This window comes from Streptomyces sp. NPDC047061 (assembly GCF_040643955.1).
Taxonomy (GTDB): domain Bacteria; phylum Actinomycetota; class Actinomycetes; order Streptomycetales; family Streptomycetaceae; genus Streptomyces.
The window spans coordinates 415598-440398 of the sequence record NZ_JBEYVI010000003.1 but is presented as its reverse complement, the minus strand read 5'-3'; the positions used below and the strand labels follow the sequence as shown (position 1 = coordinate 440398).

Here is a 24801-nt window from a genome sequence, read left to right as displayed (position 1 = left end):
CCGGCCCGTCCCCGACCCAGCGGCCGGCTGAGCCGATGGGTGCCGATCGCGTCTTCGCGTACGGCGCCGCCGCCGGCCTTCTCGGTGACCTGCTGCTCGGCGACCCGCGCCGGGGGCATCCGGTCGCCGTGTTCGGGCGGGCGGCCGGGGCCGTGGAGCGGGTGCTGTGGCGGGACCACCGCGGGTGGGGCGCGCTGCACACCGCCGTGTGCGCCGGCGGCGCCGTGGCGCTGGGCGCCGTGGCCCAGCGGGTCGTACGACCGTCCACCGCCGCGTCCGTCGCGCTGACCGCGGCCGCCACCTGGGCCGTCGTCGGGGGCACTTCGCTCGCCCGCGAGGCCCGCGTCATCGGGCGTGCCCTGGAGGCGGGGGACGTCGAGGCGGCCCGTGCCCGGCTGCCGCATCTGTGCGGACGGGATCCGCAGGCCCTGGACGCCGACGGGATCGCGCGGGCGGTCGTGGAGTCCGTCGCCGAGAACACGAGCGACGCGGTCGTCGGGGCGCTGGTGTGGGGGGCGGTGGGGGGCGTGCCCGGGCTGGTGGGGTTCCGGGCCGTCAACACCCTGGACGCCATGGTCGGGCACAGGTCGGCCCGGTACCGGAGGTACGGATGGGCTTCGGCGCGGCTGGACGACGTGGCGGGCTGGCCGGGGGCGCGGCTCACCGCCGTGCTGGCCGCCGTGGCCGGAAGTGACACCACCGGAGCGGTACGGGCCTGGCGGGCCGATGCGGTGAAGCATCCGAGTCCCAACGCCGGGCCCGTGGAGGCTTCGTTCGCCGGGGCGTTGGGGGTGCGGCTCGGGGGGACGTTGTCGTATGGCGGGCGGGTCGAGCACCGGCCGGTGCTGAACGGGGAGGGGCGGAGCGTGGAGACCGGGGACATCGAGCGGGCCGTGCGGCTCTCACGACGGGTGGGGTGGCTGGCGTTGGGGGTGAGTGCGGCGACTGCCTTGCTGCGGGGGCGGATCGACCGGCCACAGCGGTCGCGGGTCGACCAGGCACAGCGGTCGCGGGTCGACCATGCTCAGCGGTCGCGGTCGGCCGTGCAGCGGCCCGGGGGTTCCTCATGAACAACGGAGGCCTCCTCGTCGCCGGTACCACCTCCGACGCCGGGAAGAGCGTCGTCACCGCCGGTATCTGCCGGTGGCTGGTGCGGCAGGGGGTGAAGGTCGCGCCGTTCAAGGCGCAGAACATGTCCCTCAACTCCTTTGTCACGCGCGAAGGTGCCGAGATCGGGCGGGCGCAGGCCATGCAGGCGCAGGCCTGCCGGGTGGAGCCGACCGCGCTCATGAACCCCGTGCTGCTCAAGCCCGGTGGCGAACAGAGCAGTCAGGTCGTGCTGCTCGGCAAGCCGGTCGGTGAGCTCAGCGCACGCGGGTACCACGGTGGACGGCAGCAGCGGCTGCTCGGGACCGTGCTCGACTGTCTCGCCGAGTTGCGGGGCACGTATGACGCGGTGATCTGTGAGGGGGCGGGCAGTCCGGCGGAGATCAACCTGCGCCGGACCGACATCGTGAACATGGGGATCGCCCGGAACGCCGGGCTGCCCGTGCTCGTGGTCGGGGACATCGACCGCGGGGGCGTGTTCGCCTCCTTCTTCGGGACCGTGGCGCTGTTGTCGCCGGAGGACCAGGCCCTCGTCGCCGGGTTCCTCGTCAACAAGTTCCGGGGGGACGTGTCCCTGCTGGAGCCGGGCCTGGACATGCTGCACGGGCTCACCGGGCGGCACACCTACGGCGTCCTCCCCTTCCGGCACGGGCTCGGGATCGACGAGGAGGACGGACTGCGGGTGTCCCTGCGCGGGACCGTCCGGGAGTCGAACACGGCCCCGCCCGTCGGGGCGGACGTGCTCCGGGTCGCCGTCTGTGCGATCCCGCTGATGTCCAACTTCACGGACGTGGACGCGCTGGCCGCCGAACCCGGCGTCGTGGTGCGGTTCGTGGACCGGCCGGAGGAGCTGGCCGACGCCGACCTGGTCGTGATCCCGGGGACCCGGGGGACGGTCCGGGCCCTGGAGTGGCTGCACGAGCGGGGGCTCGCGGACGCGCTGCGGCGCCGGGCCGCCGAACAGCGGCCCGTGCTCGGCATCTGCGGTGGCTTCCAGATCCTCGGCGAGCACATCGAGGACGAGGTCGAGAGCCGCAAGGGGGCCGTCGACGGGCTCGGGGTACTGCCCGTGCGCGTCCGGTTCGCCCGGGAGAAGACCCTCACCCGGCCCGTCGGGGAGGCCCTCGGCGAGCGGGTCGAGGGGTACGAGATCCATCACGGGGTCGGTGAGGTGACCGGCGGGGAGCCCTTCTTCGACGGCTGCCGGGTCGGGCAGACCTGGGGCACGCACTGGCACGGCTCCCTGGAGTCGGACGGTTTCCGGCGGGCCTTCCTGCGCGAGGTGGCGGCCGCCGCGGGCCGCCGGTTCGTGCCGGCCCCCGACACCTCGTTCGCCGCGCTGCGCGAGGAGCAGCTCGACCGGCTCGGCGACCTGATCGAACAGCACGCGGACACGGACGCGCTCTGGCGGCTCATCGAGTCGGGCGCGCCGCAAGGACTGCCTTTCATTCCACCGGGAGCGCCCGCATGAGCACTGTGTTGTTGTTGTCGACCGCCGACACCGATCTGCTGGCGGCCCGGGCCGCCTCCGGTGCCGACTACCGGATCGGCAATCCGACGCGCGTCGACGTCACCGAGGAGCTGCCCGCGCTCCTCGCGGGCGCGGACATCGCCGTCGTACGGCTGCTCGGCGGCAGGCGGGCCTGGGAGGACGGGCTCGCCGCGCTGAAGGCCGCCGGCATCCCGACCGTGCTGCTCGGCGGCGAGACGGTGCCGGACGCCGAGCTGATGGCCGAGTCGTCGGTGCCGGCGGGCGTGGTCGCCGAGGCCCTCAGGTACCTCGTCGAGGGCGGCCCCGGCAACCTCACCGAGCTGGCCCGGTTCCTCTCCGACACCGTGCTGCTGACCGGTGAGGGGTTCGTCGAGCCGCAGAAGATGCCCGAGTACGGCGTCCACGGCTCCCGTACCCGGGAGAGCGGCCGGCCGACCGTCGGGGTGCTCTTCTACCGGGCCCATGAACTGAGCGGCAACACGGGCTTCGTGGACACCCTGTGCGACGCGGTCGAGGCGCGCGGCGCCAACGCCCTTCCGGTGTACTGCGGTTCGCTGCGCGGCGCGGACCCCGGGCTGTACGAGCTCCTCGCCGGGGCCGACACGCTGGTCACGACCGTCCTGGCGGCCGGCGGCACGCACGCCTCGCAGGCCTCGGCCGGCGGCGACGAGGAGGCCTGGGACATCGGGGCGCTCGCCGACCTCGACGTACCGGTGCTGCAGGGCCTCTGCCTGACCTCCTCCCGGCAGGCCTGGGACGACTCCGACGCCGCCCTCTCCCCCATGGACGCGGCGATGCAGGTCGCGATCCCGGAGTTCGACGGACGGCTGATCACGGTCCCGTTCTCCTTCAAGGAACAGGGACCCGACGACGTCCCGGTGTACGTCGCCGACCCCGAGCGGGCCGGACGCGTCGCCGGGATCGCCGTACGGCACGCGCGGCTGCGGCACAAGCCGAACGCGGAGAAGAAGGTCGCGCTGGTCTTCACCGCATACCCGACCAAGCACTCCCGGGTCGGCAACGCGGTGGGGCTCGACACCCCCGCGTCGGCGGTGGGCGTGCTGGACGCGCTGCGGGACGCCGGGTACGTGGTCGAAGGACACCCGGACAACGGCGACGAGTTGATCCACCGGCTCATCAACGCCGGTGGCCACGACGTCGAATGGCTCACCGAGGAGCAGCTGGCCGCCGCGCCCGCGCGGGTGCCGCTCGCCGACTACCGGGCCTGGTTCGAGAAGCTCGCCCCGGAGCTCCGGGACGCGATGACCGAGGCGTGGGGCGAGCCGCCGGGCTCGCTGTACGTCGACGGCGACGACATCGTGCTGGCCTCCCTCCGGTTCGGGAACGTCGTGGTGATGATCCAGCCGCCGCGTGGTTTCGGCGAGAACCCGATCGCCATCTACCACGACCCGGACATGCCGCCGTCGCACCACTACATGGCCGCCTACCGGTGGCTGGAGAACAGTTTCGGCGCCGACGCGATCGTGCACATGGGCAAGCACGGCACGATGGAGTGGCTGCCCGGCAAGGGGCTCGGGCTGAGCGCCGGCTGTGCGCCGGACGCGGTCCTCGGCGAACTGCCGCTGATCTACCCGTTCATCGTCAACGACCCCGGTGAGGGCACCCAGGCCAAGCGGCGCGGGCACGCCACCGTGGTCGACCACCTGGTGCCGCCGATGGCCCGTGCCGACACCTACGGCGATCTGGCCAAGCTGGAGCAGCTGCTCGACGAGTACGCGCTGGTGTCGGACCTGGACCCGACGAAGGCGCCGGCCGTCCGCGCCCAGATCTGGACGCTGGTGAAGGCGGCCGAGCTCCACCACGACCTGCATGTGGACGAGCAGCCGGAGGACGACGACTTCGACTCGTTCGTCATGCACATCGACGGCTACCTGTGCGAGATCAAGGACGTGCAGATCCGCGACGGCCTGCACATTCTCGGCGGCGGGCCGGTCGGCGAGCCGCGGGTGAACCTGGTGCTGGCCGTGCTGCGCGCGTCCCAGGTCTGGGGCGGGCAGGCCAACGCGCTGCCGGGGCTCAGGGCCTGCCTCGCGGCCCATTTCGGGCTGGTGGAGAAGGAGTTGCTGGCCGAGCCGGGCACGCCGGTGAAGGTGCCGGTCGAGCTGACGGATCTCGTGGAGGGCCCGGCGCGTACCGCGGCCGACGCGATCGACCTGCTGGAGCAGCTGTGCCGCCGGGTCGCGGAGGGCATGGAGCAGCGGGACTGGGCCGCCGCCGAGAGCCGCACGCTGGTGCGCGAGGTCCTCGGCACCGAACTCCCGGACGCCGTAGCGGTGGTGGAGTTCGCGTGCGACGAGGTCGTACCGCGCCTCGCCCGGACCACGGACGAGATCGGGCACATCCTCAAGGCCCTGGACGGCGGTTACGTTCCGGCGGGTCCGTCCGGGTCGCCGACGCGCGGCCTGGTCAACGTCCTGCCGACCGGCCGGAACTTCTACTCGGTCGACCCCAAGGCCATTCCCTCCCGCCTTAGTTGGGAGGTCGGCCAGTCGCTGGCGGACTCGCTCGTGCAGCGGTATCTGAGCGACACCGGCGAGTACCCGAAGTCCGTCGGCCTGACGGTGTGGGGCACCTCCGCGATGCGCACCCAGGGCGACGACATCGCCGAGATCCTGGCGCTGCTTGGCTGCCGCCCGGTCTGGGACGAGGCGTCCCGGCGGGTGACCGGCTTCGAGGTGATCCCGCTCGGCGAGCTGGGCCGGCCGCGCATCGACGTCACGGTCCGGATCTCCGGCTTCTTCCGGGACGCGTTCCCGCACGTGGTCGGGCTGATCGACGATGCGGTGCGCACGGTCGCAGAGCTGGACGAGCCGGCGGAGTCCAACTACGTGCGGGCCCACGCCGACGAGGACACCGCCGGGCACGGTGACCGGCGGCGCGCGACGGCCCGGATCTTCGGGTCCAAGCCGGGGGCCTACGGCGCCGGGCTGCTGCCGCTGATCGACGCCCGCAACTGGCGCTCCGACGCCGACCTGGCCGAGGTGTACGCGGTGTGGGGCGGTTACGCCTACGGGCGCGGGCTCGACGGGCGGGCGGCGCGCGGGGACATGGAGACGGCGTTCCGGCGGATCGCCGTCGCCGCGAAGAACGTGGACACCCGCGAGCACGACCTCGTGGACGCCGACGACTACTTCCAGTACCACGGCGGCATGGTCGCCATGGTGCGCCACCTGACCGGCACCAACCCCGAGGCGTACGTGGGTGATTCGGCCACCCCCGACCAGGTGAGGACCCGGACCCTCGGCGAGGAGACGCACCGCGTCTTCCGGGCCCGGGTGGTGAACCCCCGCTGGATGGCGGCCATGCGCCGGCACGGCTACAAGGGCGCCTTCGAGATGGCGGCGACCGTCGACTACCTCTTCGGCTACGACGCCACCGCCGGAGTCGTGGACGACTGGATGTACGAGAAGCTCAGCGCGGAGTACGTCTTCGACGCGGAGAACCGGGACTTCATGAAGAAGTCCAACCCGTGGGCGCTGCGCGGGATCACCGAACGGCTCCTGGAGGCCGCCGACCGGGGCCTGTGGGCCGAGCCGGACGCGGACACCCTGGAGCGGCTGCGCGCCACCTACCTGGAGCTCGAAGGCGACCTGGAAGGCAACTCGGAGGGCGACGACCAGTGAGTACCCCGTTCCCGTTCACGGCCGTCGTCGGCCAGGACGACCTGCGGCTCGCGCTGCTGCTGAACGCCGTCTCGCCGGCGGTCGGCGGGGTGCTGGTGCGCGGCGAGAAGGGCACCGCCAAGTCCACGGCGGTACGCGCCCTTTCGGCGCTGCTGCCGGCCGTGGACGTCGTCGCCGGCTGCCGTTTCTCCTGCGACCCGGCCGCCCCGGACCCGGCCTGCCCGGACGGCCCGCACAACCCGCCCGGCGCCTTCGAGTCCCGCCCGTCCCGGATGGTCGAACTGCCGGTCGGTGCCTCCGAGGACCGGCTCGTGGGCGCGCTGGACATCGAACGTGCCCTGGCGGAGGGCGTGAAGGCCTTCGAGCCGGGCCTGCTGGCCGACGCTCACCGGGGCATCCTGTACGTCGACGAGGTCAACCTCCTCCACGACCACCTGGTCGACCTGCTGCTGGACGCGGCCGCGATGGGCGCGTCGTACGTGGAGCGCGAGGGTGTCTCGGTGCGGCACGCCGCGAAGTTCCTGCTCGTCGGCACCATGAACCCCGAAGAGGGCGAACTGCGACCGCAGTTGCTCGACCGGTTCGGCCTGACGGTGGAGGTGGCCGCCTCCCGCGAACCCGACCAGCGGGTGGAGGTCGTCCGGCGGCGGCTCGCCTACGACGACGACCCGGCCGGTTTCGCGGCGCGTTGGGCCGACGAGGAGGCCGCAGTCCGGCAACGGATCGTGGCGGCACGGGAGTTGCTGCCGTCGGTGCGGCTGGGCGACGGGGCGCTGCGGCAGATCGCGGCGACCTGCGCGGCGTTCGAGGTCGACGGGATGCGCGCCGACATCGTGATGGCGCGGACGGCGACGGCGCTGGCCGCGTGGGCGGGGCGGACCGAGGTGCTGGCGGAGGACGTGCGCCAGGCGGCGCTGCTCGCGCTGCCGCACCGCAGGCGCCGCAATCCCTTCGACGCGCCGGGACTCGACGAGGACAAGCTGGACCAGACCCTGGAGGAGTTCTCCGGGGACGATGATCCCGATCCTGACGGTCCCGGTGGGGGCGGCGGGCAGCCGGCACCCGACGACGGCGGCCCGGAAGGCGGGGACGCGGGTGCCCGGCCCGAGGCGGGGGACGACGGTGAACCGCAGACCTCCGGCGGTGCTTCGGGCGAGCAGGCTCCGGCGCGGGCGTCCGAGCCCTTTCGCACCAAGGCGCTGAGCGTGCCGGGCATCGGGGAGGGTGCCGCCGGGCGGCGGTCCCGGGCGCGGACCGAGCACGGCCGTACGACGGGTGCGCGCCGGCCGCGGGGTGCCCTGACCAAGCTGCACCTGGCCGCGACCGTGCAGGCCGCCGCCCCGCATCAGCGGGCGCGCGGGCGGTCCGGGCCGGGGCTCGTGGTCCGGCGGGACGATCTGCGGCAGGCGACCCGGGAGGGGCGCGAGGGAAACCTCGTGATGTTCGTGGTCGACGCGTCCGGGTCGATGGCGGCCCGGCAGCGGATGAGTGCCGTGAAGGGGGCCGTGCTGTCGCTGCTGCTCGACGCGTACCAGCGGCGGGACAAGGTGGGGCTGGTGACCTTCCGGGGGTCGACGGCCGATCTGGCGCTGCCGCCGACCTCGTCGGTGGACGCGGCGGCGGCTCGGCTGGAGTCGCTGCCGACCGGTGGGCGTACGCCGCTCGCGGCCGGACTGCTCAAGGCCCATGACGTGCTGCGGGTGGAGCGGTTGCGGGATCCGGCGCGGCGGGCGCTGGTCGTGGTCGTGACGGACGGGCGGGCCACCGGCGGCCCCGAGCCCGTCGCGCTCGCCGGGCGGGCGGCCCGGCTGTTCGCGGCCGAGGGGGTCGCCTCCGTGGTCGTGGACTGCGAGTCGGGGCCGGTGCGGCTGGGGCTCGCCGGACAGCTGGCGGGTGAGCTGTGCGGTACGGCGGTGACGCTCGACGAACTGCGCGCGGACTCGATCGCCGGGCTGGTGAGGGACGTTCAGAACGTTCAGGGTCGTTCGAGGAGGGCCGCGTAATGCCGCAGGGACAGCCGAGTGTCGTGCCCGACGACGGTCTGACGACCCGGCAGCGGCGCAACCGGCCGCTCGTCGTGGTGCACACGGGCATCGGGAAGGGCAAGTCCACCGCCGCGTTCGGGCTCGCACTGCGGGCCTGGAACCAGGGGTGGCCCATCGGGGTGTTCCAGTTCGTCAAGTCGGCGAAGTGGAAGGTCGGCGAGGAGAACGCGCTGCGGGTGCTGGGCGCCTCCGGCGAGGGCGGCTCCGTCGACTGGCACAAGATGGGCGAGGGCTGGTCCTGGGTCCAGCGTGACGCACAGATGGACAACGAGGAGAAGGCCAGGGAGGGCTGGGAGCAGGTCAAACGGGACCTCGCCGCCGAGACGTACCGGCTGTACGTGCTGGACGAGTTCGCGTACCCGATGCACTGGGGGTGGGTCGACACGGACGAGGTCGTCGACGTGCTGCGGAACCGGCCCGGGACCCAGCATGTCGTGATCACCGGGCGGAACGCGCCCGAGAAGCTCGTCGAGTTCGCCGACCTCGTCACCGACATGTCCAAGGTCAAGCACCCGATGGACGCGGGGCAGAAGGGGCAGAGGGGCATCGAGTGGTGATGTCCTCGTCCGTGCCCCGGCTGGTCGTCGCCGCGCCGTCGTCCGGCAGCGGCAAGACCACCGTCGCCACGGGGCTGATGGCCGCGTTCGCCGCGCGGGGGCTCGCCGTGTCCCCGCACAAGGTCGGGCCGGACTACATCGACCCCGGGTACCACGCGCTCGCTACCGGGCGGGTGGGGCGGAACCTCGACGCGTACCTGTGCGGGCCGGAACTGGTCGGTCCGCTGTTCGCGCACGGTGCACGGGGCTGCGACCTGGCCGTCGTCGAGGGCGTGATGGGGCTGTACGACGGGGCCGCGGGGGAGGGGGAGCTGGCGTCAACCGCTCATGTCGCGAAGCTGTTGCGGGCGCCGGTGGTGCTGGTCGTGGACGCGTCGTCGCAGTCGCGGTCGGTGGCGGCGCTGGTGCACGGGTTCGCGTCGTGGGATCCGGAGGTGCGGGTCGGGGGCGTGATCCTCAACAAGGTGGGGTCGGACCGGCACGAGGAGTTGCTGCGGGAGGCGCTGGAGGCTGCCGGGGTGCCGGTGTTCGGGGTGCTGCGGCGGGTGGCTCAGGTGGATACGCCGTCGCGGCATCTGGGGTTGGTGCCGGTGGCGGAGCGGCGGGGGGAGGCGGTTGCCGCGGTGGCGGCGATGGCCGCGCAGGTTTCCTCCGGGTGTGATCTGGAGGCGCTGATGGGGCTGGCGCGGGGGGCCGGGGCGGTGCCGGGGGCGGCGGCGTGGGATGCGGCTGAGGCGCTGGCTTCCTCGCCCCCGCCGCCCCTACCCGTCCCATCACCAGGGGCTGCCGCCCCCGGACCCCCGCATCGGCCCGAAGGGCCTCGTCCTCAAACGCCGGACGGGCTGGAGGGGGTGCGGGCCGGGCTGGAGGAGGTGCAGGCCGGAGTGGAGGGGGTGTCGGTCGGGCTGGAGAGGGTGCGTGTCGCTGTTGCCGGTGGGGCCGCGTTCACCTTCTCCTACGCCGAGCATGCCGAGTTGCTTGCCGCTGCCGGGGCCGAAGTTGTCGTGTTCGATCCGCTTCGGGATGAGCAACTGCCTGACGGGACGCGCGGGTTGGTCATCGGGGGTGGGTTTCCCGAGGTGTACGGGGGTGAGTTGGCGGCCAACGAGGCGCTGCGGAAGGACGTCGCCGCCCTCGCGGAGCGCGGTGCTCCCGTCGCCGCCGAGTGTGCCGGGCTGCTGTATCTGGGCCGGGAGCTGGACGGGCTGCCCATGTGCGGGGTGCTCGACCTGACCGCGCGGATGTCGGAGCGGCTCACCTTGGGGTACCGGGATGCCGTTGCCGTGAGTGACAGTGTGCTGGCCGTCGCCGGGACGCGGATGCGCGGGCACGAGTTCCACCGGACCGTGGTGGAGCCGGCGGCGGGGACGGCTGCCGCGTGGGGTGTGCGTACGCCCCGGCCGCGTGTCGAAGGTTTTGTACAGCGGGGTGTGCACGCCAGTTATCTGCACACGCACTGGGCGTCCGAGCCCGGTGTGGCCCGAAGGTTCGTGGAGAGGTGCCGGACGTCATGAGCAGCAGCAGGTTGATCGGAGTCGGTGTGGGGCCCGGTGACCCGGAGCTGGTGACCGTGAAGGGGGTCAATGCTCTGCGCGCGGCCGATGTCGTCGTGGTGCCTGTCATGGACAGCGGGGAGCGGGGGCGGGCCGAGGCCACCGTGCTGCACTACGTCGGCGCGGAGAAGGTCGTACGGGTCGTCTTCGCGCTGAACGAGCGCAGTGACCGGGGGCGGCGGGAGGCCGCCTGGGACGCGGCGGGGGCCAGAGTGGCCGAGTTGCTCCGGGAGCACGGGGCCGTCGCCTTTGCCACCATCGGGGATCCGAATATCTATTCGACGTTCACGTATCTCGCGCAGACCATCGCCGGGCTGGTGCCGGACGTGGTGGTGGAGACCGTGCCCGGGATCACCGCCATGCAGGACCTGGCCGCCCGCTCCGGGGCCGTGCTCACCGAGGGGACCGAGCCGCTGACGCTGGTCCCGGTGACGGCGGGCGCCGAGGTGCTCAAGGACGCGCTGGGCGGGCCGGGGACGGTCGTGGCGTACAAGTTCGGGCGGCAGGCCGGGGAAGTCCTGGCAGCACTGCGGGAGACCGGGCGGATCGAGGATGCCGTGTGGGGGTCGGCGCTGGGGCTGGCGGAGGAGTCCGTCCGGCCCGCCGCCGAGCTGGACGGCTCCCCGCTGCCGTACCTCTCCACGCTCATCGCGCCCCCGCGCCGGGACGGCGGCAGAGGCGGGAAGCTGTGAGCGGGCCCGCGTCAGCTGGAGATGCCCACCACCAGCCAGATGAAGGCCGCGCCGGCGACCGTGCACAGCAGCGTCGAGCGGGCCGGGTGCTCGTGGTGCGCCTCGGGCAGGATCTCGGCGGCGGCCAGGTAGAGCAGGACGCCGCCGAAGAGGCCGAGATAGCCGCCGAGCAGGGCTTCCGGGATGGTGAAGAAGACCGTGGAGAGCGCGCCGAGGACCGGTGCGCAGGCGTCGGCGACGAGCATCGCTATCGCCCGGCGGCGCGCGTTGCCGTACAGGCTCGTGATCGTGAACGTGTTGAAGCCGTCCGCGAAGTCGTGGGCGATGACCGCGACGGCCACCGCCGCGCCCATGCCGCCGCCCACCTGGAAGGCCGCGCCGATCGCCACGCCGTCCATCGCGCTGTGGCCGACCATCGCGCCGGCCGCCGTCAGGCCCACCTCGGGTGCCCGGTGACCGTGCTCGTCGGCGCCGTGCGCGGCCTGGCGGAGGGCCAGGGTGCGTTCCACCAGATGGGCCAGCAGGAATCCGGCCACGAAGAGGATCAGGGCGGCCGGTACGCCGAAGACCTCGCGGCCGGCTGCGCGCAGCGCCTCCGGCAGCAGGTCGAGACCGACCACCCCGAGCATCAGACCGCCGGCCAGGCCCAGGACCAGGTGGCGACGGTCGGTCACACGCTGTGCCGTCCAGCCGCCGGCCAGCGTCATCAGGAACGCGCCGAGCGCGACGAAGACCGCCATGTGCCCTTGCTATCCGATCGAACCGCCTCAGCGCACATCCAGCAGCGCCCGTAACACCCTTTGTCCAGAGAGGACCGAATTTCCATGGCCGATGCCGCAGCCGCAGCCGGCGCTCCCGCCGGCAAGGTGACCTTCGTCGGTGCCGGCCCCGGCGCCGCCGATCTGCTGACGTTCCGGGCCGCGCGGGCGATCGCCGAGGCCGACGTCGTGATCTGGGCCGCGAGCCTGGTGCAGGCGGAGGTCCTCCAGCACGCCCGCGAGGACGCGGAGGTCCTTGACTCCGCGACGATGTCCCTCGAGGACGTCGTCGCCGTGTACGAGCGGGCGCGGGCGGAGGGGCTGCGGGTCGCCCGGATCCACTCCGGGGACCCGGCGCTCTGGGGCGGTACGCAGGAGCAGGTCGACCGGTGTACCGGGATCGGCATCGAGGTCGAGATCGTGCCGGGCGTGTCCTCCTTCTCCGCCGTGGCCGCGCTCGCGCAGCGCGAGCTGACCATTCCCGAGGTCGCGCAGTCCGTCGTCCTCACCCGGCTCGGCGGCGGCAAGACGCCGATGCCGCCCGGGGAGGAGGTGCGGGAGTTCGCCCGGCACGGGACCACCATGGCGATCTTCCTCTCCGCCGCGCGCAGCGGGCAGCTGGTGCGCGAGCTGCTGGAGGGCGGCTACCCGACCTCCACCCCGGTCGTCGTCGCCTATCAGGCGACCTGGCCGGAGGAGCTGGTCGTGCGGTGCACGATCGAGACCCTGGAGGAGACGGTCAAGGAGCACAGGCTCTGGAAGCACACCCTCTTCCTGGTCGGCCCGGCCCTGGCCGCCCACGGCACCCGCTCGCACCTCTACCACCCCGGCCACTTCCACGGCTTCCGCAAGGCCGACCCCGAGGCCCGGCGGGCGCTGCGCGAGCGGGGGGCCGGTACATGATCACGGTGGTCGGCACGGGGACGGGCGCGCCGCTGCCGCCCGGCGTCCTGGCCGGCGCCCGGCTGGTCGTCGGCGGGCGCCGGCACCTGGACGCCGTGCGGCTGCCCGAGGGGGTCGAGCGGATCGTCCTCGGGCCGCTGGCGCCCGCCCTCGACACCATCGAGGAGCACGTCGGCAAGGACCTGCCCGTGACCGTGCTGGCCTCGGGGGATCCCGGGTTCTTCGGCATCGTGCGAGTACTGGCGGAGCGGTTCGGCGCGGACCGGCTGGACGTGCGGGCCGGGGTGTCGTCCGTCGCCGCCGCCTTCGCGCGGGTCGGGCTGCCCTGGGACGACGCGGTGGTCGTCAGCGCGCACGGGCGGGAGCCGCGGACGGCGGTCAACGTGTGCCGGGCGCATCCGAAGGTGGCGGTGCTGACCGGGCCGGGGGCAGGTCCGGCGGAGCTGGGGTCGGCGGTGCCCGCGGACCGGCTGCTCGTCGTGGCGAGCGCGCTCGGTGATCCGGAGCGGGAGCGGGTGGAGCGGGTCACCCCGGCCGAGGCCGCCGCGCGCGACTGGGGTACGGACGTGAGTGTCGTCCTCTGCCTGGACGAGTCGCGGGCGCTCGGTGCCGTGCGGACGGTGGCGGGCGGCCGGGCGGAGCCCCCCGGATGGGCCCTCGGCGAGGACGAGTTCGCGCACCGGGACTCCATGATCACCAAGTTCGAGGTGCGGGCGCTGGCCCTGGCCCGGCTCGGGCCCCGGCTGGGCGACCTGGTCTGGGACGTCGGCGCGGGGTCCGGGTCGGTGGCCGTGGAGTGCGCGCGCCTGGGCGCCGCCGCCGTCGCCGTGGAGAAGGCGGCGGACGGGGTGGAGCGGATCGCCGCCAACGCGCGGGCGCACGGGGTGTATGTGGATGTGGTGTGTGACATAGCACCTGGCGCCCTGGCCGGACTCCCCGATCCCGACGCCGTGTTCATCGGCGGGGGCGGGGCCGAGCTCCCCGCCGTCGTCACCGCCTGCGCGGCCCGCGCCCGGCGGACGGTGGTGGTCGCGATGGCCGCCCTGGACCGGGTGCCGGCGGCGCGGGCGGCGCTCACCGGTGCCGGGTTCTCCTGCGACGGGGTGCTGCTGCAGTCCTCCCGTCTCGCGCCGCTGCCGGGCGAGGTGACCCGGCTGGCGGCGACCAATCCCGTGTTTCTGCTGTGGGGGTCCAGGATCCCCGTTTCCGACCACGGACCCGAAGAAGGATCCGAAGAAGGAGTTGCTCTGTGATCGGCCTGATTTCCGCCACCGCGGCGGGGGCGGCGGCGCGCGACCGGCTGGCCGCGGCGTGGCCGGACCGCACGCGCGTGTACGACGGCCCCGTCAAGGACGCCGTACGGTCCGCGTTCGCGGAGTGCGAGCAGCTGGTGTGTTTCCTGGCCACGGGTGCGGTGGTACGGCTGATCGCCCCGCTGCTGGGCGAGAAGGCGACCGACCCGGGTGTGGTGTGCGTCGACGAGGGCGGGCGGTTCGCCGTGTCGCTGGTCGGCGGGCACGGCGGCGGTGCGAACGAACTCGCCGGGGAAGTCGGTGAGTTGCTGGCCGCGCAGCCGGTGGTGACCACCGCCACCGACTCGGTCGGGCTGCTCGGGCTCGACGCCCTCGGCCTCCCGGTCGAGGGCTCGGTGGCGGCCGTGTCGCGGGCCCTGCTGGACGGCGAACCGGTGGCCCTGCGCGCCGAGTTGGGATGGCCACTGCCCCCGCTGCCGCTGGCGGAGGAGGGCGCCCACTCCGTCCGGCTGACCGACCGCGCGGTCGAACCCGCCGAGAACGAGGTGCTGTTGCGACCGCCGTCCCTGGTCGTCGGCGTCGGTGCTTCCAGGGGCGCCCCCGTCGAGGAGGTGCTCACGCTCGTCGACACCGTCCTGCGGGAGGCGGGGCTGTCGCCTCGCAGCATCGCCGAACTCGCCACCGTCGACGCCAAGGCCGAGGAGCCCGGGATCGTCGCGGCGGCCGCGCGGCTCGGGGTCCCGCTGGTGACGTACTCCGCCGAGGAGCTGGCCGGGGTCCGGGTCCCCAACCCCTCGGACGCTCCCCTCGCCGCCGTCGGCACCCCGTCCGTCGCCGAGGCCGCCGCACTGGTGCGGGGCGGCGAACTCCTCGTCCCCAAGCGGAAGTCGGAGCGGGCGGACGGCCGGCCCGCGATGGCTACCTGTGCCGTCGTACGGCGTCCCGCGCGCGGGCGGCTCGCGGTCGTCGGGCTCGGCCCGGGCGCCCGGGACCTGCTCACCCCGCGTGCCCTGGCCGAACTCCGCCGCGCGTCCGTGCTCGTCGGCCTCGACCAGTACGTCGACCAGATCCGTGACCTGCTGCGGCCCGGCACCCGGATCCTGGAGTCGGGGCTCGGCGCCGAGGAGGAGCGGGCGCGTACCGCGGTCGCCGAGGCGCGTGCCGGGCATGCCGTCGCGCTGATCGGCAGCGGGGACGCCGGCGTGTACGCGATGGCCTCCCCCGCGCTCGCCGAGGCCTCCGACGACATCGACGTGATCGGCGTGCCGGGGGTCACCGCGGCGCTCGCGGCCGGGGCGATCCTGGGCGCGCCGCTGGGCCACGACCATGTCTCGATCAGCCTGTCCGACCTGCACACGCCGTGGGAGGTCATCGAGCGCCGGGTGCGCGCGGCGGCCGAGGCGGACATCGTCGTGACGTTCTACAACCCGCGTTCCCGGGGCCGCGACTGGCAGCTGCCCAAGGCGCTCTCGATCCTCGCCGGGCACCGCGAGCCGACGACACCCGTCGGTGTCGTACGCAACGCCTCGCGCGCCGACGAGTCGAGCCGGCTGACCACCCTGGGCGCGCTGGACCCGGCCTGGGTGGACATGATGACCGTCGTGACCGTGGGGAACACGGCGACCCGGAACATCGCCGGGCGCATGGTCACCCCGCGCGGCTACCGCTGGCAGGAGAGCGCTCCGGAGGAGGCCAGGTGAACCGGATCGTCCATCCCATCGAGCAGGAGTCCTACCGGCGGCTGCGCGCCCGCCTGGACACCTCGCACTTCCCACCGCTCACCCGGGCCGTGGTGGAGCGGGTCGTCCACTCCGCGGCCGACCTGGAGTACGCGGCCGACCTGGTCACCGACGAGGGCGACCTGGTGAAGGCCCATGCGGCGCTGCACGCCGGGGCGCCGGTCGTCGTGGACGTCGAGATGGTCGGCGCCGGGATCACCCGCCGGGAGACCGTGTGCCGGCTGAAGGACGCCGAGTCCGGGCCGGGCCTGACCCGTTCGGCACACGCGATCCGGCTCGCCTACGAGCAGGTCGGGCCCGGCGCCCTGTGGGTGATCGGCAACGCGCCCACCGCCCTGGAGGAGTTGCTGACCCTGGACGCCTCCCCCGTGCTCGTCATCGGTCTGCCCGTCGGCTTCGTCGGCGCCGTCGAGTCCAAGGCCGCGTTGCGCGAGAGCGGTCTGCCCGCCGTCAGCAACGTGTCCGAGAAGGGCGGCTCGGCGGTCGCCGCCGCCGCGCTCAACGCCCTGCTGTACCACCCCACTTCCGAGGAGATGCTGTGACCACCCCGCCCGCCCTGCTCATCGCCGGCCACGGAACCCGGGACGAAGCCGGGGCCGAGGCGTTCCGCGACTTCGTACGGGAGCTGGGGCGCCGCCACCCCGAACTGCCCGTCGCGGGCGGTTTCATCGAGCTGTCCCCGCCGCCGCTCGGCGATGCCGTCGCCGAGCTGGTGGAGCAGGGGGTACGGCGTTTCGCCGCCGTGCCGCTGATGCTGGTCTCCGCCGGGCACGCCAAGGGCGACATCCCGGCCGCACTGGCCCGGGAGAAGGAGCGGCACCCGGGGATCTCGTACACCTACGGCCGTCCGCTCGGGCCGCACCCCGCCCTGCTGTCGGTCCTCGAACGGCGCCTGGACGAGGCGCTGGGCGGTTCCTCGCGGGCCGCGCTGGACCGGGCGGACGTGACCGTGCTGCTGGTGGGCCGCGGTTCGACGGACCCCGACGCCAACGCCGAGGTGCACAAGGCGGCCCGGCTGCTCTGGGAGGGACGCGGGTACGCCGGCGTGGAGACGGCGTTCGTGTCGCTGGCGGCGCCGGACGTGCCGAGCGGGCTCGACCGGTGTCTGAAACTGGGGGCGCGCCGGATCGTCGTCCTGCCGTACTTTCTCTTCACCGGGATCCTGCCGGACCGGGTGCGGCAGCAGACCGAGGGCTGGGCGGCCGCGCACCCGGAGATCGAGGTACGTTCGGCGGACGTCGTAGGGCCCGAGCCGGAACTGCTCGACCTGGTGATGGAGCGGTACCGGGAGGCGGTCGAGGGTGATCTGCGGATGAACTGCGACTCGTGCGTCTACCGGATCGCGCTGCCCGGCTTCGAGGACAAGGTCGGGCTGCCGCAGCAGCCGCACTTCCACCCGGACGACGACGGACACGACCACCACGGACACGGACACCACCACCATGGCGGACACGCGCATGCGCACTGAGGACGGTTCCGGCGGCCCCGGAGGCGACAGAGGCTCCGGCGGCCCCGGAGGCGACAGAGGCTCCGGCGGCCCCGAGGGGACCGGAAGCTCCGGAGGCTTCGGAGGCGGGCACGATCTGCGCCACCACGGGGACGCCGAGGTCAGGGACGGCGGTCCGGCGCTCGTCGACCTCGCGGTCAACGTGCGCACCGACACTCCCCCGGTCTGGCTGCGGGAGCGGATCGCCGAGTCGCTGGGCGGGCTCGCGGCCTACCCGGACGGGCGGGCGGCGCGGGCGGCGGTCGCGGAGCGGCACGGGCTGCCGGTGGAGCGGGTGCTGCTGACGGCGGGCGCCGCGGAGGCGTTCGTCCTGCTGGCGCGGGCGCTGAAGGTGCGTCAGCCGGTGGTGGTGCACCCGCAGTTCACCGAGCCGGAGGCGGCGCTGCGGGACGCCGGGCACACCGTGGACCGGGTGCTGCTGCGGGAGGCGGACGGGTTCCGGCTGGATCCGGCGGCCGTCCCCGAGGACGCCGACCTGGTGGTGATCGGCAATCCGACCAACCCGACGTCGGTGCTGCATCCGGCGGAGGCGATCGCCGGGCTCGCGCGTCCCGGGCGGACGCTGGTGGTCGACGAGGCGTTCATGGACGCGGTGCCGGGCGAGCGGGAGGCGCTGGCCGGGCGGACCGACGTTCCGGGTCTGGTGGTGCTGCGCAGCCTCACGAAGACGTGGGGGCTGGCCGGGCTGCGGATCGGGTACGTGCTGGCCGCGCCGGAGATCATCGCCGAGCTGGAGCGGGCGCAGCCGTTGTGGCCGGTGTCCACGCCGGCCCTGGCGGCGGCCGAGGCGTGCGTGGCGCCGCGCGCGCTGGCGGAGGCGGCGCATGCGGCGCACCGCGTCGCCGCCGACCGGGCCCATCTGGTGGCGGGGCTGGAGGAGTTCGCGCCGGAGGGGGTGCGGGTCGCGGGGCCGGCGGAGGGGCCGTTCGTGCTCGTCCGGATGGCGGAGGCGGCGGCGGTGCGCCGGCAGCTGCGGGTGCTGGGGTACGCCGTGCGGCGGGGGGACACGTTTCCGGGGCTGGACGAGGACTGGGTGCGGATCGCGGTGCGGGACCGGGTGACGGTGAACCGGTTCCTGCAGGCGCTGGATCAGGCGTTGATGTTGATACGAGCCTGAGGGGATCGGAGGGGGGAACTGCGGACCGTGGGCAAGTGCGGGTGCGTTGTGGCTGGTCGCGCCCGCGCGGCGGTAGCCGCAAATCGACTACCGCCCCGCGCCCCTGAAGGGGCGCCTTCAGCGGGCTTTCTCAAGAACTCCTGCGGCGCGTCAGAAGAAATGCCCCTCCCCCGGCAACCACGAGTACGAGCGCACCCCCCGCCACGTACGGCGTCACCGAACTGCCGCCCGTCTCCGCCAGCTTCGTCTCCTTCGCCGGGGCGCCCTGGACCTTCACGTCGGACACCGGGTCGGCCGGATCGGCCGGATCGGCCGAGGCGGCTGCGGGGTCCGATGCGGCTGCCGGGTCCGGCGGCATCTCGCAGGTCGTCCTCGCCAGGGTCAGCGTTCCTTCCACCTCGGCCACGTTGAGCTTCAGCGGGTTGACGGAGACCTTGAGTTCGAGGGCGCTGGCCACCGCCGAGGTCGACGTCGTCTCGCGCTTGGACAGGTCGAGGCGGACCTCGCCGACGCCGGGGACCCTGACGTCGGTGGGGCCGCCCGCGCTCAGCGTCACGCGCTTGCCGAACACGGTGACGGCGCCGACCACATTGGCGTCGGCCTCCGGCTGCTTGCCGGTCTCGCAGACGGCCTTGGACGTGACCGTGTCGAGTTCGATCAGGGACAGCAGGGGCAGGCCCGGCAGGTGCAGCCGGACGTGGGCGAGGTGGACGGAGGCCTCGGCGCGGCCGTCGGAGACCGTCGCCTTCGCCGCGGCGACGTCCGCGCCGAGGACGTGGAACGGCTTGCCGCCGTCCACTCCGTCGAGCGTGGCGGTGAGCGCGGTCCGGTCGGAGCTCTGCGGTGCCTGGACCTCGTTCAGGGAGACCGCGAGCGGGACGTTCACGGTCTTGTTGACGAGGGAGACGTCGAGCCCGGTGCGCAGGACGACCGCGCTCGCACGACCGTGGTCGGCGGTCGCGTGTGCGGTGCCCGCGCCGGCCAGGACCGCGGGACCGGCGGCCAGGGCCGTGGCCGTCGCGAAGGTCGCGAGACGGCGTGCGGGCATACGGAATGTGTCGCTGTTCAAGGTGGTGGGACCCCCAGAGGAAACTTGCTCGGGACCCGCCAAGAATTACGCACTGTGGGTGAACGGGCGGCAATCCTGCGTTACTTCACTCCATAGTGGACTTTCCGTGCACGCATTCGAGTCGGCAGGCACAGGCGTTCCTTTACTCGACGACCTGCCCGTTCAGCACCACCCGGCGGGGGGACGCGAGGACGCGTACGTCGGCGCGCGGGTCGCTCTCGTACACCACCAGGTCGGCCGGTGCGCCCTCCTCCAGGCCGGGCCTGCCGAGCCAGGCGCGGGCCGCCCAGCTGGTCGCCGCGAGCGCGTCGAGGGGCGGGATCCCGGCGGTGACCAGTTCGGCGACCTCGCCCGCGACCAGGCCGTGGGCGAGGGAGCCGCCGGCGTCGGTGCCGACGTAGACCGGGATGCCGGCGTCGTAGGCGCCCCGGACGGTGTCGTAGCGGCGTTCGTGGAGCCGGCGCATATGGGCCGACCAGCGCGGGAACCTGGTGTCGCCGCCCGCCGCGAGCTGCGGGAAGGTGGCGATGTTGACGAGGGTCGGGACGATCGCGACACCGCGGGAGGCGAAGAGGGGGATCAGGTCCTCCGTCAGTCCCGTCGCGTGCTCGATGCAGTCGATGCCGGACTCGACCAGGTCCCGGAGCGAGCTCTCGGCGAAGCAGTGGGCGGTGACCCGGGCGCCCAGCCGGTGGGCCTCGGCGATGGCCGCCTCGACGGCGTCCCGCGGCCAGCTCGGCGCCAGGTCGCCGAGGTCGCGGTCGATCCAGTCGCCGACCAGCTTGACCCAGCCGTCGCCGCGCCGGGCCTCCTGGGCGACGTACGCGACCAGGTCCGCGGGCTCGATCTCGTGGGCGAAGTTCCTTATGTAGCGGCGGGTGCGGGCGATGTGCCGGCCGGCCCGGATGATCTTCGGGAGGTCGTCGCGGTCGTCGACCCAGCGGGTGTCGGAGGGCGAGCCGGCGTCCCGGATGAGGAGGGTGCCGGCCTCGCGGTCGGTGAGGGCCTGCTTCTCCGCCGTCGCCGCGTCGACCGGGCCGTGCGGGCCGAGGCCGACGTGGCAGTGGGCGTCGACGAGACCGGGGAGGGCCCAGCCCTCGACGGTGCGGACGTCCTGGGGGCCGAAGGGGCGGTCGTAGGAGATCCGTCCGCCGAGGACCCACAGCTCGTCGCGGACGTCGTCGGGGCCGACAAGGATCCGTCCCTTTACGTGCAGCACCGCTTGATCGGTCATGGGAGGCACGATAGTTCGTCGGGTGCCGGTGCGTCGTGGCTGGTCGCGCCCACGCGGCGGCAGCCGCATATCGAATACAGCCCCGCGCCCCTTCGGGGCGCGCCCCAGCGGGCGCGCGCGGCCTAAGGGGTTCCGTCCTCCTCCACGTCCGCCATCGCCGGATCCAGCAGCCGGGACAGGAAATGGCGGGTGCGCTCGTTCTGCGGGTTGCCGATGACCTGGTCCGGGGTGCCGTCCTCGACGATCGCCCCGCCGTCCATGAAGACCACCCGGTCGGCGACCTCGCGGGCGAAGGTCATCTCGTGGGTGACCACCATCATGGTCATGCCCTCCTGCGCCAGCACCCGCATCACCGCGAGGACGTCCCCGACCAGTTCCGGGTCGAGGGCCGACGTCGGCTCGTCGAAGAGCATCACCTCGGGGCCCATGGACAGCGCGCGGGCGATCGCCACCCGCTGCTGCTGGCCGCCGGAGAGGGAGGCGGGGTAGGCGTCCGCCTTCTCCGAGAGGCCGACGCGGGCCAGGTTCTCCGCGGCCGTCTTCGCTGCCGTCGCCTTGTCCCGCCGGAGCACCCGGCGCTGCGGCAGCGTGAGGTTCTCGGTCACCGTGAGGTGCGGGAACAGGTTGAACTGCTGGAAGACCATGCCGATACGGCGGCGCACGGCGTCGATGTCGACGTCCGGGTCCGTCAACTCGGTGCCGCCGACGAACACCTGGCCCTTGGTGGGTTCTTCGAGGAGGTTGACGCACCGGAGCAACGTGGACTTGCCGGAGCCGGACGGGCCGATCACGCAGACGACCTGGCCCTGGCCGATCTCCAGGTCGATGCCGCGCAGCACCTCGTTGTCGCCGAAGGACTTGTGGAGGTCCTTCACCTCGATCTCGGGTCGGCTCATCGGACGGCCTCCTGGGCCTTCGCCTCCATGCGGCGGACGACGAAGCCGAGCGGGATCGTGACCAGCAGGTAGCACAGGCCGGCGACGAGGATCGGCGTGGAGTTGGCGGTCGTACTGGCCAGGTCCCGGCCGTACTTGGACAGTTCGCGTTCTTCCAGGGTGACGCCGAGGAAGAGGACCAGGGAGGAGTCCTTGAAGAGGAGGACGAGTTCGTTGGTCAGCGGCGGGAGGATGATGCGGAACGCCTGGGGGATGATGATCGAGATCATCGCGCGCGCCGGGGAGAAGCCCAGGGAACGGGCCGCTTCCATCTGACCCTTGGGGACCGCCTGGATGCCCGCGCGGATCGTCTCCGCCATGTAGGCGGCGGCCACCAGGCCGAGCGCGAGGGCCACCTTGCCGTAGGTGCCGCCGACGATCTCGGTGCCGGGGAAGGCGAGCGGGACGGCGACGCCGATGAAGATGAAGATCAGCAGGGCGGGCAGGCCGCGGAAGATCTCGATGTAGACGCCGGCCAGCCAGCGGTACGGGCCGACCGACGACAGCCGCATCAGCGCGATCACCATGCCGAGGGCCAGTCCGACGACGAAGCCGGACAGCGTGTAGAGCACGGTGTTCTTCAGCGCCAGCGTGATGACGTCCGGGAACATCTGCCTGGCGATGTCCCACTGGGCGAACTGGTTCTGCAGCCGTCCCCAGTCGGCGCCGGCCGCGAACGCGACCACGGCGGCGACGAAGACGACGTACTGGGCTCCGCGCGACAGCCGGCGCTTCTGCCGCCGGGACAGGCCCTTCCTGCGCGGCTGGAGTCCGGTGTCCGTGCCTGCGGTCATGAGGCGGCGGGGGACGCGGCCGAGGCGTCGTAGGGGCCGATCCACTTCTCGTACAGCTTCTTGTACGTGCCGTCGGCCTTGGCGTCGGCGATCGCCTTGTCGACGGCGGCGAGGAGCTTGGTGTTGCCCTTCTTCACCGTGAAGCCGTACTGCTCACCGGTGTTGATGTTGCCGGCGACCTGGAAGGCGTTCGCGTTGGCCTTGTCCTTGAGCCAGCCCTGGACCACCGGGTAGTCGATGACGACGGCCTTGACCTGGCCGGTGCGCAGGCCGTTGAGGACGGCGTCGGAGGACTCGAAGGAGACCGGGTCGAAGCCCTGCTTCCTGACGTAGTCCTCGCCGGTGGTCTGTGCCTGGGCGCCCAGCTGGACCTTCTTGGCCTTGGCGTCGGCGAGCGAGGTGATGCCGCTGTTCTTGTCGACGAGGAGGGCCTGGGTGGCGTCGAAGTAGGGGTCGGAGAAGTCGACGTTCTTCTTGCGCTCGGCGGTGATGGTCATGCCGGCCGCGGCCAGGTCGCACTCGCCGGAGTTCAGGAAGGCGCCGGTCTTGAAGTTCTCGAACGGCGTGTCGAGGATCTGCTGCTTCACACCGAGGTTCTTGGCAACCAGGTCGATCATCGACACGTCGAAGCCCTGCACCTTGCCGTCGATCTCCGACTGGAACGGCGGGTACGGCAGGTGGGTGCAGGTGGTGAGCTGCCCGGCCTTGACGAGAACGACCCCGCCGGCGGCCGTCCTGGAGGCGCTGGAGCCGTTGCCGCTCGACGTGCAGCCGGCCACGAGGGCCAGCCCGGCCGCGGCGGTGACGGCGGCCAGGGCGCGAGCCCGGCGGCGCCCGAGGAGCGTGGTCACGAGACCTCCCGTGAGTCTGTGGGGGCTCCCGCGAAGCTGTGAGGGAGCTTTGGATTCCGATTCTGCGGGTTCCGATTATAAGGAGATGTTTGGGTTCCTCAAACCAAACCCATGGCGATGGAGCCGTCCGGCCTAAGAAGTCGCCGGTCACAGGTGTGGACGGGGGCGTGGACGGGTGCCGGTTACGCTCGTCCTGATCCACCTGTCCGTGACTGAGGAGAGCACCGCCGTGACCCACCCCTTCCTCGATCTGCCCCCGCTGACCGCCGCCCGCTTCGCCGCGATCGAGGACCGGGTGGCCCGGTTGCTGGACACCCGGCAGGACGTCGTGATCACGCAGGGCGAGGCGCTGCTGCCGCTGGAGGGCGCGATCAGGGCGACGGCCGGGCCCGGCACCACCGCGCTGAACGTGATCACCGGTCCGTACGGGCAGACGTTCGGGGACTGGCTGCGGGACTGCGGCGCGACCGTGATCGACCTCGCGGTGCCGTTCCACACGGCGGTGACGGCCGGGCAGATCCGGGAGGCGTTCGCCGCGCACCCGGAGATCGACTTCGTCTCCCTGGTGCACGCGGAGGCGGCGACCGGCAACACCAACCCGGTCGCGGAGATCGGCGAGGTGGTACGGGCCCACGGCGCCCTGTTCTACCTGGACGCGGTCGCCTCGGTCGGGGCGGAGCCGGTGCTGCCGGACGCGTGGGGCGTGGACCTGTGCGTGATCGGCGCCCAGAAGGCGATGGGCGGCCCGGCGGGCGTCTCGGCGATCTCGGTGAGCGCGCGGGCATGGGCCCGGATGACGGCGAACCCGCAGGCCCCGCGCCGCTCCTACCTCTCCCTGCTGGACTGGAAGGAGCGCTGGGTCGAGGGCGGCCGCAAGGCGCTGCTGCACGCGCCGGCGCAGCTGGAGATGCTGGCGCTGGAGGCGTGCCTGGAGCGGATCGAGGCGGACGGCCTGGACACCGTGACGGCCCGGCACCGCACGGCCGCGCTGGCCACCCGGGCGGGCGCGGTGGCCCTGGGCGGCGGCCTGGAGCCGTACGTGTACGCGGAGTCCGACGCGGCACCGGTGGCCACCACGCTGCGGGTGCCGCCGGGCGTGGTGGCGTCCGAACTGGTCGCCGAGGCCCTGGCGGGCGACGGCGGCCTGCCGTTGGCCGCGGGCGGGGGCGCGCTGGCCAAGGAGATGGTCCGGGTCAACCACTACGGGGTGGACGCGACGGCCGACGCCGTCCGGTCGAGCCTGGCGGCGCTCGGCGCGGGACTCGCCGCACGAGGGCTGACGGTGGACCCGGAGGCGGCCCGGCAGGCGGTGGAATCCGCCTGGCAGCACCCGAATTCAAAGTAGTTTTGAATTCCCTTTCGATCGACGGCTTTCCCGAGTTCTTCTGCCCGCTTTTTACAGAGCTAAACAGGGGGAATTTCATCCGGACTTCAACCCTGTGACACACTCCACACGCCAGGGCTTTTGCCCGCTTTGCGGTGGTACATATCGGCACATACATTCACGGCCGGCGGAATCATCGATTCCATCGGCCGTGCATTTTTGCATTT

General features: G+C 73.1%; 20 protein-coding genes. 14 read left to right on the top strand and 6 right to left on the bottom strand.

The genetic code is table 11. The features are described from left to right. Window positions 1-35: 35 nt before the first annotated feature. From ABZ887_RS08045 to cobI, 7 genes are read left to right on the top strand one after another with little or no spacing between them, the layout of a single operon-like run. Entirely contained in the window at window positions 36-1070 is a 1035-nt protein-coding gene (locus ABZ887_RS08045) for a cobalamin biosynthesis protein (RefSeq protein WP_361284361.1), read from the top strand. After that, the gene (locus ABZ887_RS08040; RefSeq protein ID WP_361284358.1) at window positions 1067-2578 is read left to right on the top strand and encodes a cobyric acid synthase; all 1512 of its coding nucleotides are present in this window, start codon (window positions 1067-1069) and stop codon (window positions 2576-2578) included. Before ABZ887_RS08045 ends, ABZ887_RS08040 begins: the two co-directional genes overlap by 4 nt. Beyond that, window positions 2575-6243 carry a cobaltochelatase subunit CobN gene (gene cobN / locus ABZ887_RS08035; RefSeq protein ID WP_361284355.1) on the top strand — a complete coding sequence of 1223 codons (3669 nt, stop codon included), beginning with the start codon at window positions 2575-2577 and terminating at the stop codon, window positions 6241-6243. The genes ABZ887_RS08040 and cobN overlap by 4 nt, the downstream gene beginning before the upstream one ends. Further along, window positions 6240-8246 carry a putative cobaltochelatase gene (locus ABZ887_RS08030; RefSeq protein WP_361284352.1) on the top strand — a complete coding sequence of 669 codons (2007 nt, stop codon included), beginning with the start codon at window positions 6240-6242 and terminating at the stop codon, window positions 8244-8246. The genes cobN and ABZ887_RS08030 overlap by 4 nt, the downstream gene beginning before the upstream one ends. Next, window positions 8246-8845 (top strand): cob(I)yrinic acid a,c-diamide adenosyltransferase, encoded by a 600-nt coding sequence (cobO, locus tag ABZ887_RS08025; protein WP_361284349.1) that lies wholly within the window; start codon window positions 8246-8248, stop codon window positions 8843-8845. Before ABZ887_RS08030 ends, cobO begins: the two co-directional genes overlap by 1 nt. Further along, window positions 8845-10359, top strand: coding sequence for a cobyrinate a,c-diamide synthase (locus ABZ887_RS08020; protein ID WP_361284345.1), 1515 nt, complete (start codon window positions 8845-8847; stop codon window positions 10357-10359). Before cobO ends, ABZ887_RS08020 begins: the two co-directional genes overlap by 1 nt. Then, window positions 10344-11090, top strand: a complete 747-nt coding sequence (cobI, locus tag ABZ887_RS08015; protein ID WP_361284342.1) for a precorrin-2 C(20)-methyltransferase — start codon at window positions 10344-10346, stop codon at window positions 11088-11090. The genes ABZ887_RS08020 and cobI overlap by 16 nt, the downstream gene beginning before the upstream one ends. Before the next feature lie 11 nt (window positions 11091-11101). On the opposite strand, the gene ABZ887_RS08010 is transcribed toward cobI, so the two are convergent. Further along, complete coding sequence (locus tag ABZ887_RS08010) at window positions 11102-11830, bottom strand: ZIP family metal transporter (RefSeq protein ID WP_361284339.1); 729 nt, start codon at window positions 11828-11830, stop codon at window positions 11102-11104. A gap of 84 nt (window positions 11831-11914) precedes the next feature. Here ABZ887_RS08010 and cobM point away from each other — a divergent pair, with 84 nt between their 5' ends. From cobM to cobC, 6 genes are read left to right on the top strand one after another with little or no spacing between them, the layout of a single operon-like run. Continuing rightward, window positions 11915-12751 carry a precorrin-4 C(11)-methyltransferase gene (cobM, locus tag ABZ887_RS08005; protein ID WP_361284336.1) on the top strand — a complete coding sequence of 279 codons (837 nt, stop codon included), beginning with the start codon at window positions 11915-11917 and terminating at the stop codon, window positions 12749-12751. Next, a complete protein-coding gene (gene cbiE, locus ABZ887_RS08000) occupies window positions 12748-14004 on the top strand; it encodes a precorrin-6y C5,15-methyltransferase (decarboxylating) subunit CbiE (protein WP_361284333.1) in 1257 nt (418 codons plus the stop codon). Before cobM ends, cbiE begins: the two co-directional genes overlap by 4 nt. Next, entirely contained in the window at window positions 14001-15704 is a 1704-nt protein-coding gene (cobJ, locus tag ABZ887_RS07995) for a precorrin-3B C(17)-methyltransferase (protein WP_361284330.1), read from the top strand. The genes cbiE and cobJ overlap by 4 nt, the downstream gene beginning before the upstream one ends. Continuing rightward, entirely contained in the window at window positions 15701-16285 is a 585-nt protein-coding gene (locus ABZ887_RS07990; RefSeq protein ID WP_361284327.1) for a precorrin-8X methylmutase, read from the top strand. The genes cobJ and ABZ887_RS07990 overlap by 4 nt, the downstream gene beginning before the upstream one ends. Next, window positions 16282-17211 (top strand): sirohydrochlorin chelatase, encoded by a 930-nt coding sequence (locus tag ABZ887_RS07985; RefSeq protein WP_361284324.1) that lies wholly within the window; start codon window positions 16282-16284, stop codon window positions 17209-17211. Before ABZ887_RS07990 ends, ABZ887_RS07985 begins: the two co-directional genes overlap by 4 nt. Continuing rightward, entirely contained in the window at window positions 17201-18367 is a 1167-nt protein-coding gene (cobC, locus tag ABZ887_RS07980) for an Rv2231c family pyridoxal phosphate-dependent protein CobC (protein ID WP_361284321.1), read from the top strand. Before ABZ887_RS07985 ends, cobC begins: the two co-directional genes overlap by 11 nt. 130 nt (window positions 18368-18497) lie before the next feature. Here cobC and ABZ887_RS07975 read toward each other — a convergent pair whose 3' ends face one another. From ABZ887_RS07975 to ABZ887_RS07955, 5 genes are all read right to left on the bottom strand, one after another. Beyond that, window positions 18498-19436 (bottom strand): SCO1860 family LAETG-anchored protein, encoded by a 939-nt coding sequence (locus ABZ887_RS07975; RefSeq protein ID WP_361284318.1) that lies wholly within the window; start codon window positions 19434-19436, stop codon window positions 18498-18500. Between the two features lie 142 nt (window positions 19437-19578). Further along, the gene (locus tag ABZ887_RS07970; RefSeq protein ID WP_361284315.1) at window positions 19579-20670 is read right to left on the bottom strand and encodes an amidohydrolase family protein; all 1092 of its coding nucleotides are present in this window, start codon (window positions 20668-20670) and stop codon (window positions 19579-19581) included. Window positions 20671-20792: 122 nt separating this feature from the next. Then, a complete protein-coding gene (locus ABZ887_RS07965) occupies window positions 20793-21566 on the bottom strand; it encodes an amino acid ABC transporter ATP-binding protein (protein WP_361284312.1) in 774 nt (257 codons plus the stop codon). After that, window positions 21563-22399, bottom strand: coding sequence for an amino acid ABC transporter permease (locus tag ABZ887_RS07960; RefSeq protein WP_361284309.1), 837 nt, complete (start codon window positions 22397-22399; stop codon window positions 21563-21565). The genes ABZ887_RS07965 and ABZ887_RS07960 overlap by 4 nt, the downstream gene beginning before the upstream one ends. Further along, window positions 22396-23250, bottom strand: coding sequence for an ABC transporter substrate-binding protein (locus ABZ887_RS07955; protein ID WP_361284306.1), 855 nt, complete (start codon window positions 23248-23250; stop codon window positions 22396-22398). The genes ABZ887_RS07960 and ABZ887_RS07955 overlap by 4 nt, the downstream gene beginning before the upstream one ends. Window positions 23251-23479: 229 nt before the next feature. On the opposite strand from ABZ887_RS07955, the gene ABZ887_RS07950 reads away from it, so the two are divergent. Beyond that, window positions 23480-24595, top strand: coding sequence for an aminotransferase class V-fold PLP-dependent enzyme (locus tag ABZ887_RS07950; RefSeq protein ID WP_361284647.1), 1116 nt, complete (start codon window positions 23480-23482; stop codon window positions 24593-24595). Window positions 24596-24801 lie beyond the last annotated feature (206 nt).

What these genes read in the sequence shown, in the direction of transcription:
- ABZ887_RS08045 (WP_361284361.1), top strand. Translation starts at nt 36, where the DNA reads ATGGGTGCCGATCGCGTCTTCGCGTACGGCGCCGCCGCCGGCCTTCTC.
- ABZ887_RS08040 (WP_361284358.1), top strand. Translation starts at nt 1,067, where the DNA reads ATGAACAACGGAGGCCTCCTCGTCGCCGGTACCACCTCCGACGCCGGG.
- cobN (WP_361284355.1), top strand. Translation starts at nt 2,575, where the DNA reads ATGAGCACTGTGTTGTTGTTGTCGACCGCCGACACCGATCTGCTGGCG.
- cobO (WP_361284349.1), top strand. Translation starts at nt 8,246, where the DNA reads ATGCCGCAGGGACAGCCGAGTGTCGTGCCCGACGACGGTCTGACGACC.
- ABZ887_RS08020 (WP_361284345.1), top strand. Translation starts at nt 8,845, where the DNA reads ATGTCCTCGTCCGTGCCCCGGCTGGTCGTCGCCGCGCCGTCGTCCGGC.
- ABZ887_RS08010 (WP_361284339.1), bottom strand. Translation starts at nt 11,830, where the DNA reads ATGGCGGTCTTCGTCGCGCTCGGCGCGTTCCTGATGACGCTGGCCGGC.
- cobM (WP_361284336.1), top strand. Translation starts at nt 11,915, where the DNA reads ATGGCCGATGCCGCAGCCGCAGCCGGCGCTCCCGCCGGCAAGGTGACC.
- cbiE (WP_361284333.1), top strand. Translation starts at nt 12,748, where the DNA reads ATGATCACGGTGGTCGGCACGGGGACGGGCGCGCCGCTGCCGCCCGGC.
- cobC (WP_361284321.1), top strand. Translation starts at nt 17,201, where the DNA reads ATGCGCACTGAGGACGGTTCCGGCGGCCCCGGAGGCGACAGAGGCTCC.
- ABZ887_RS07970 (WP_361284315.1), bottom strand. Translation starts at nt 20,670, where the DNA reads ATGACCGATCAAGCGGTGCTGCACGTAAAGGGACGGATCCTTGTCGGC.
- ABZ887_RS07965 (WP_361284312.1), bottom strand. Translation starts at nt 21,566, where the DNA reads ATGAGCCGACCCGAGATCGAGGTGAAGGACCTCCACAAGTCCTTCGGC.
- ABZ887_RS07960 (WP_361284309.1), bottom strand. Translation starts at nt 22,399, where the DNA reads ATGACCGCAGGCACGGACACCGGACTCCAGCCGCGCAGGAAGGGCCTG.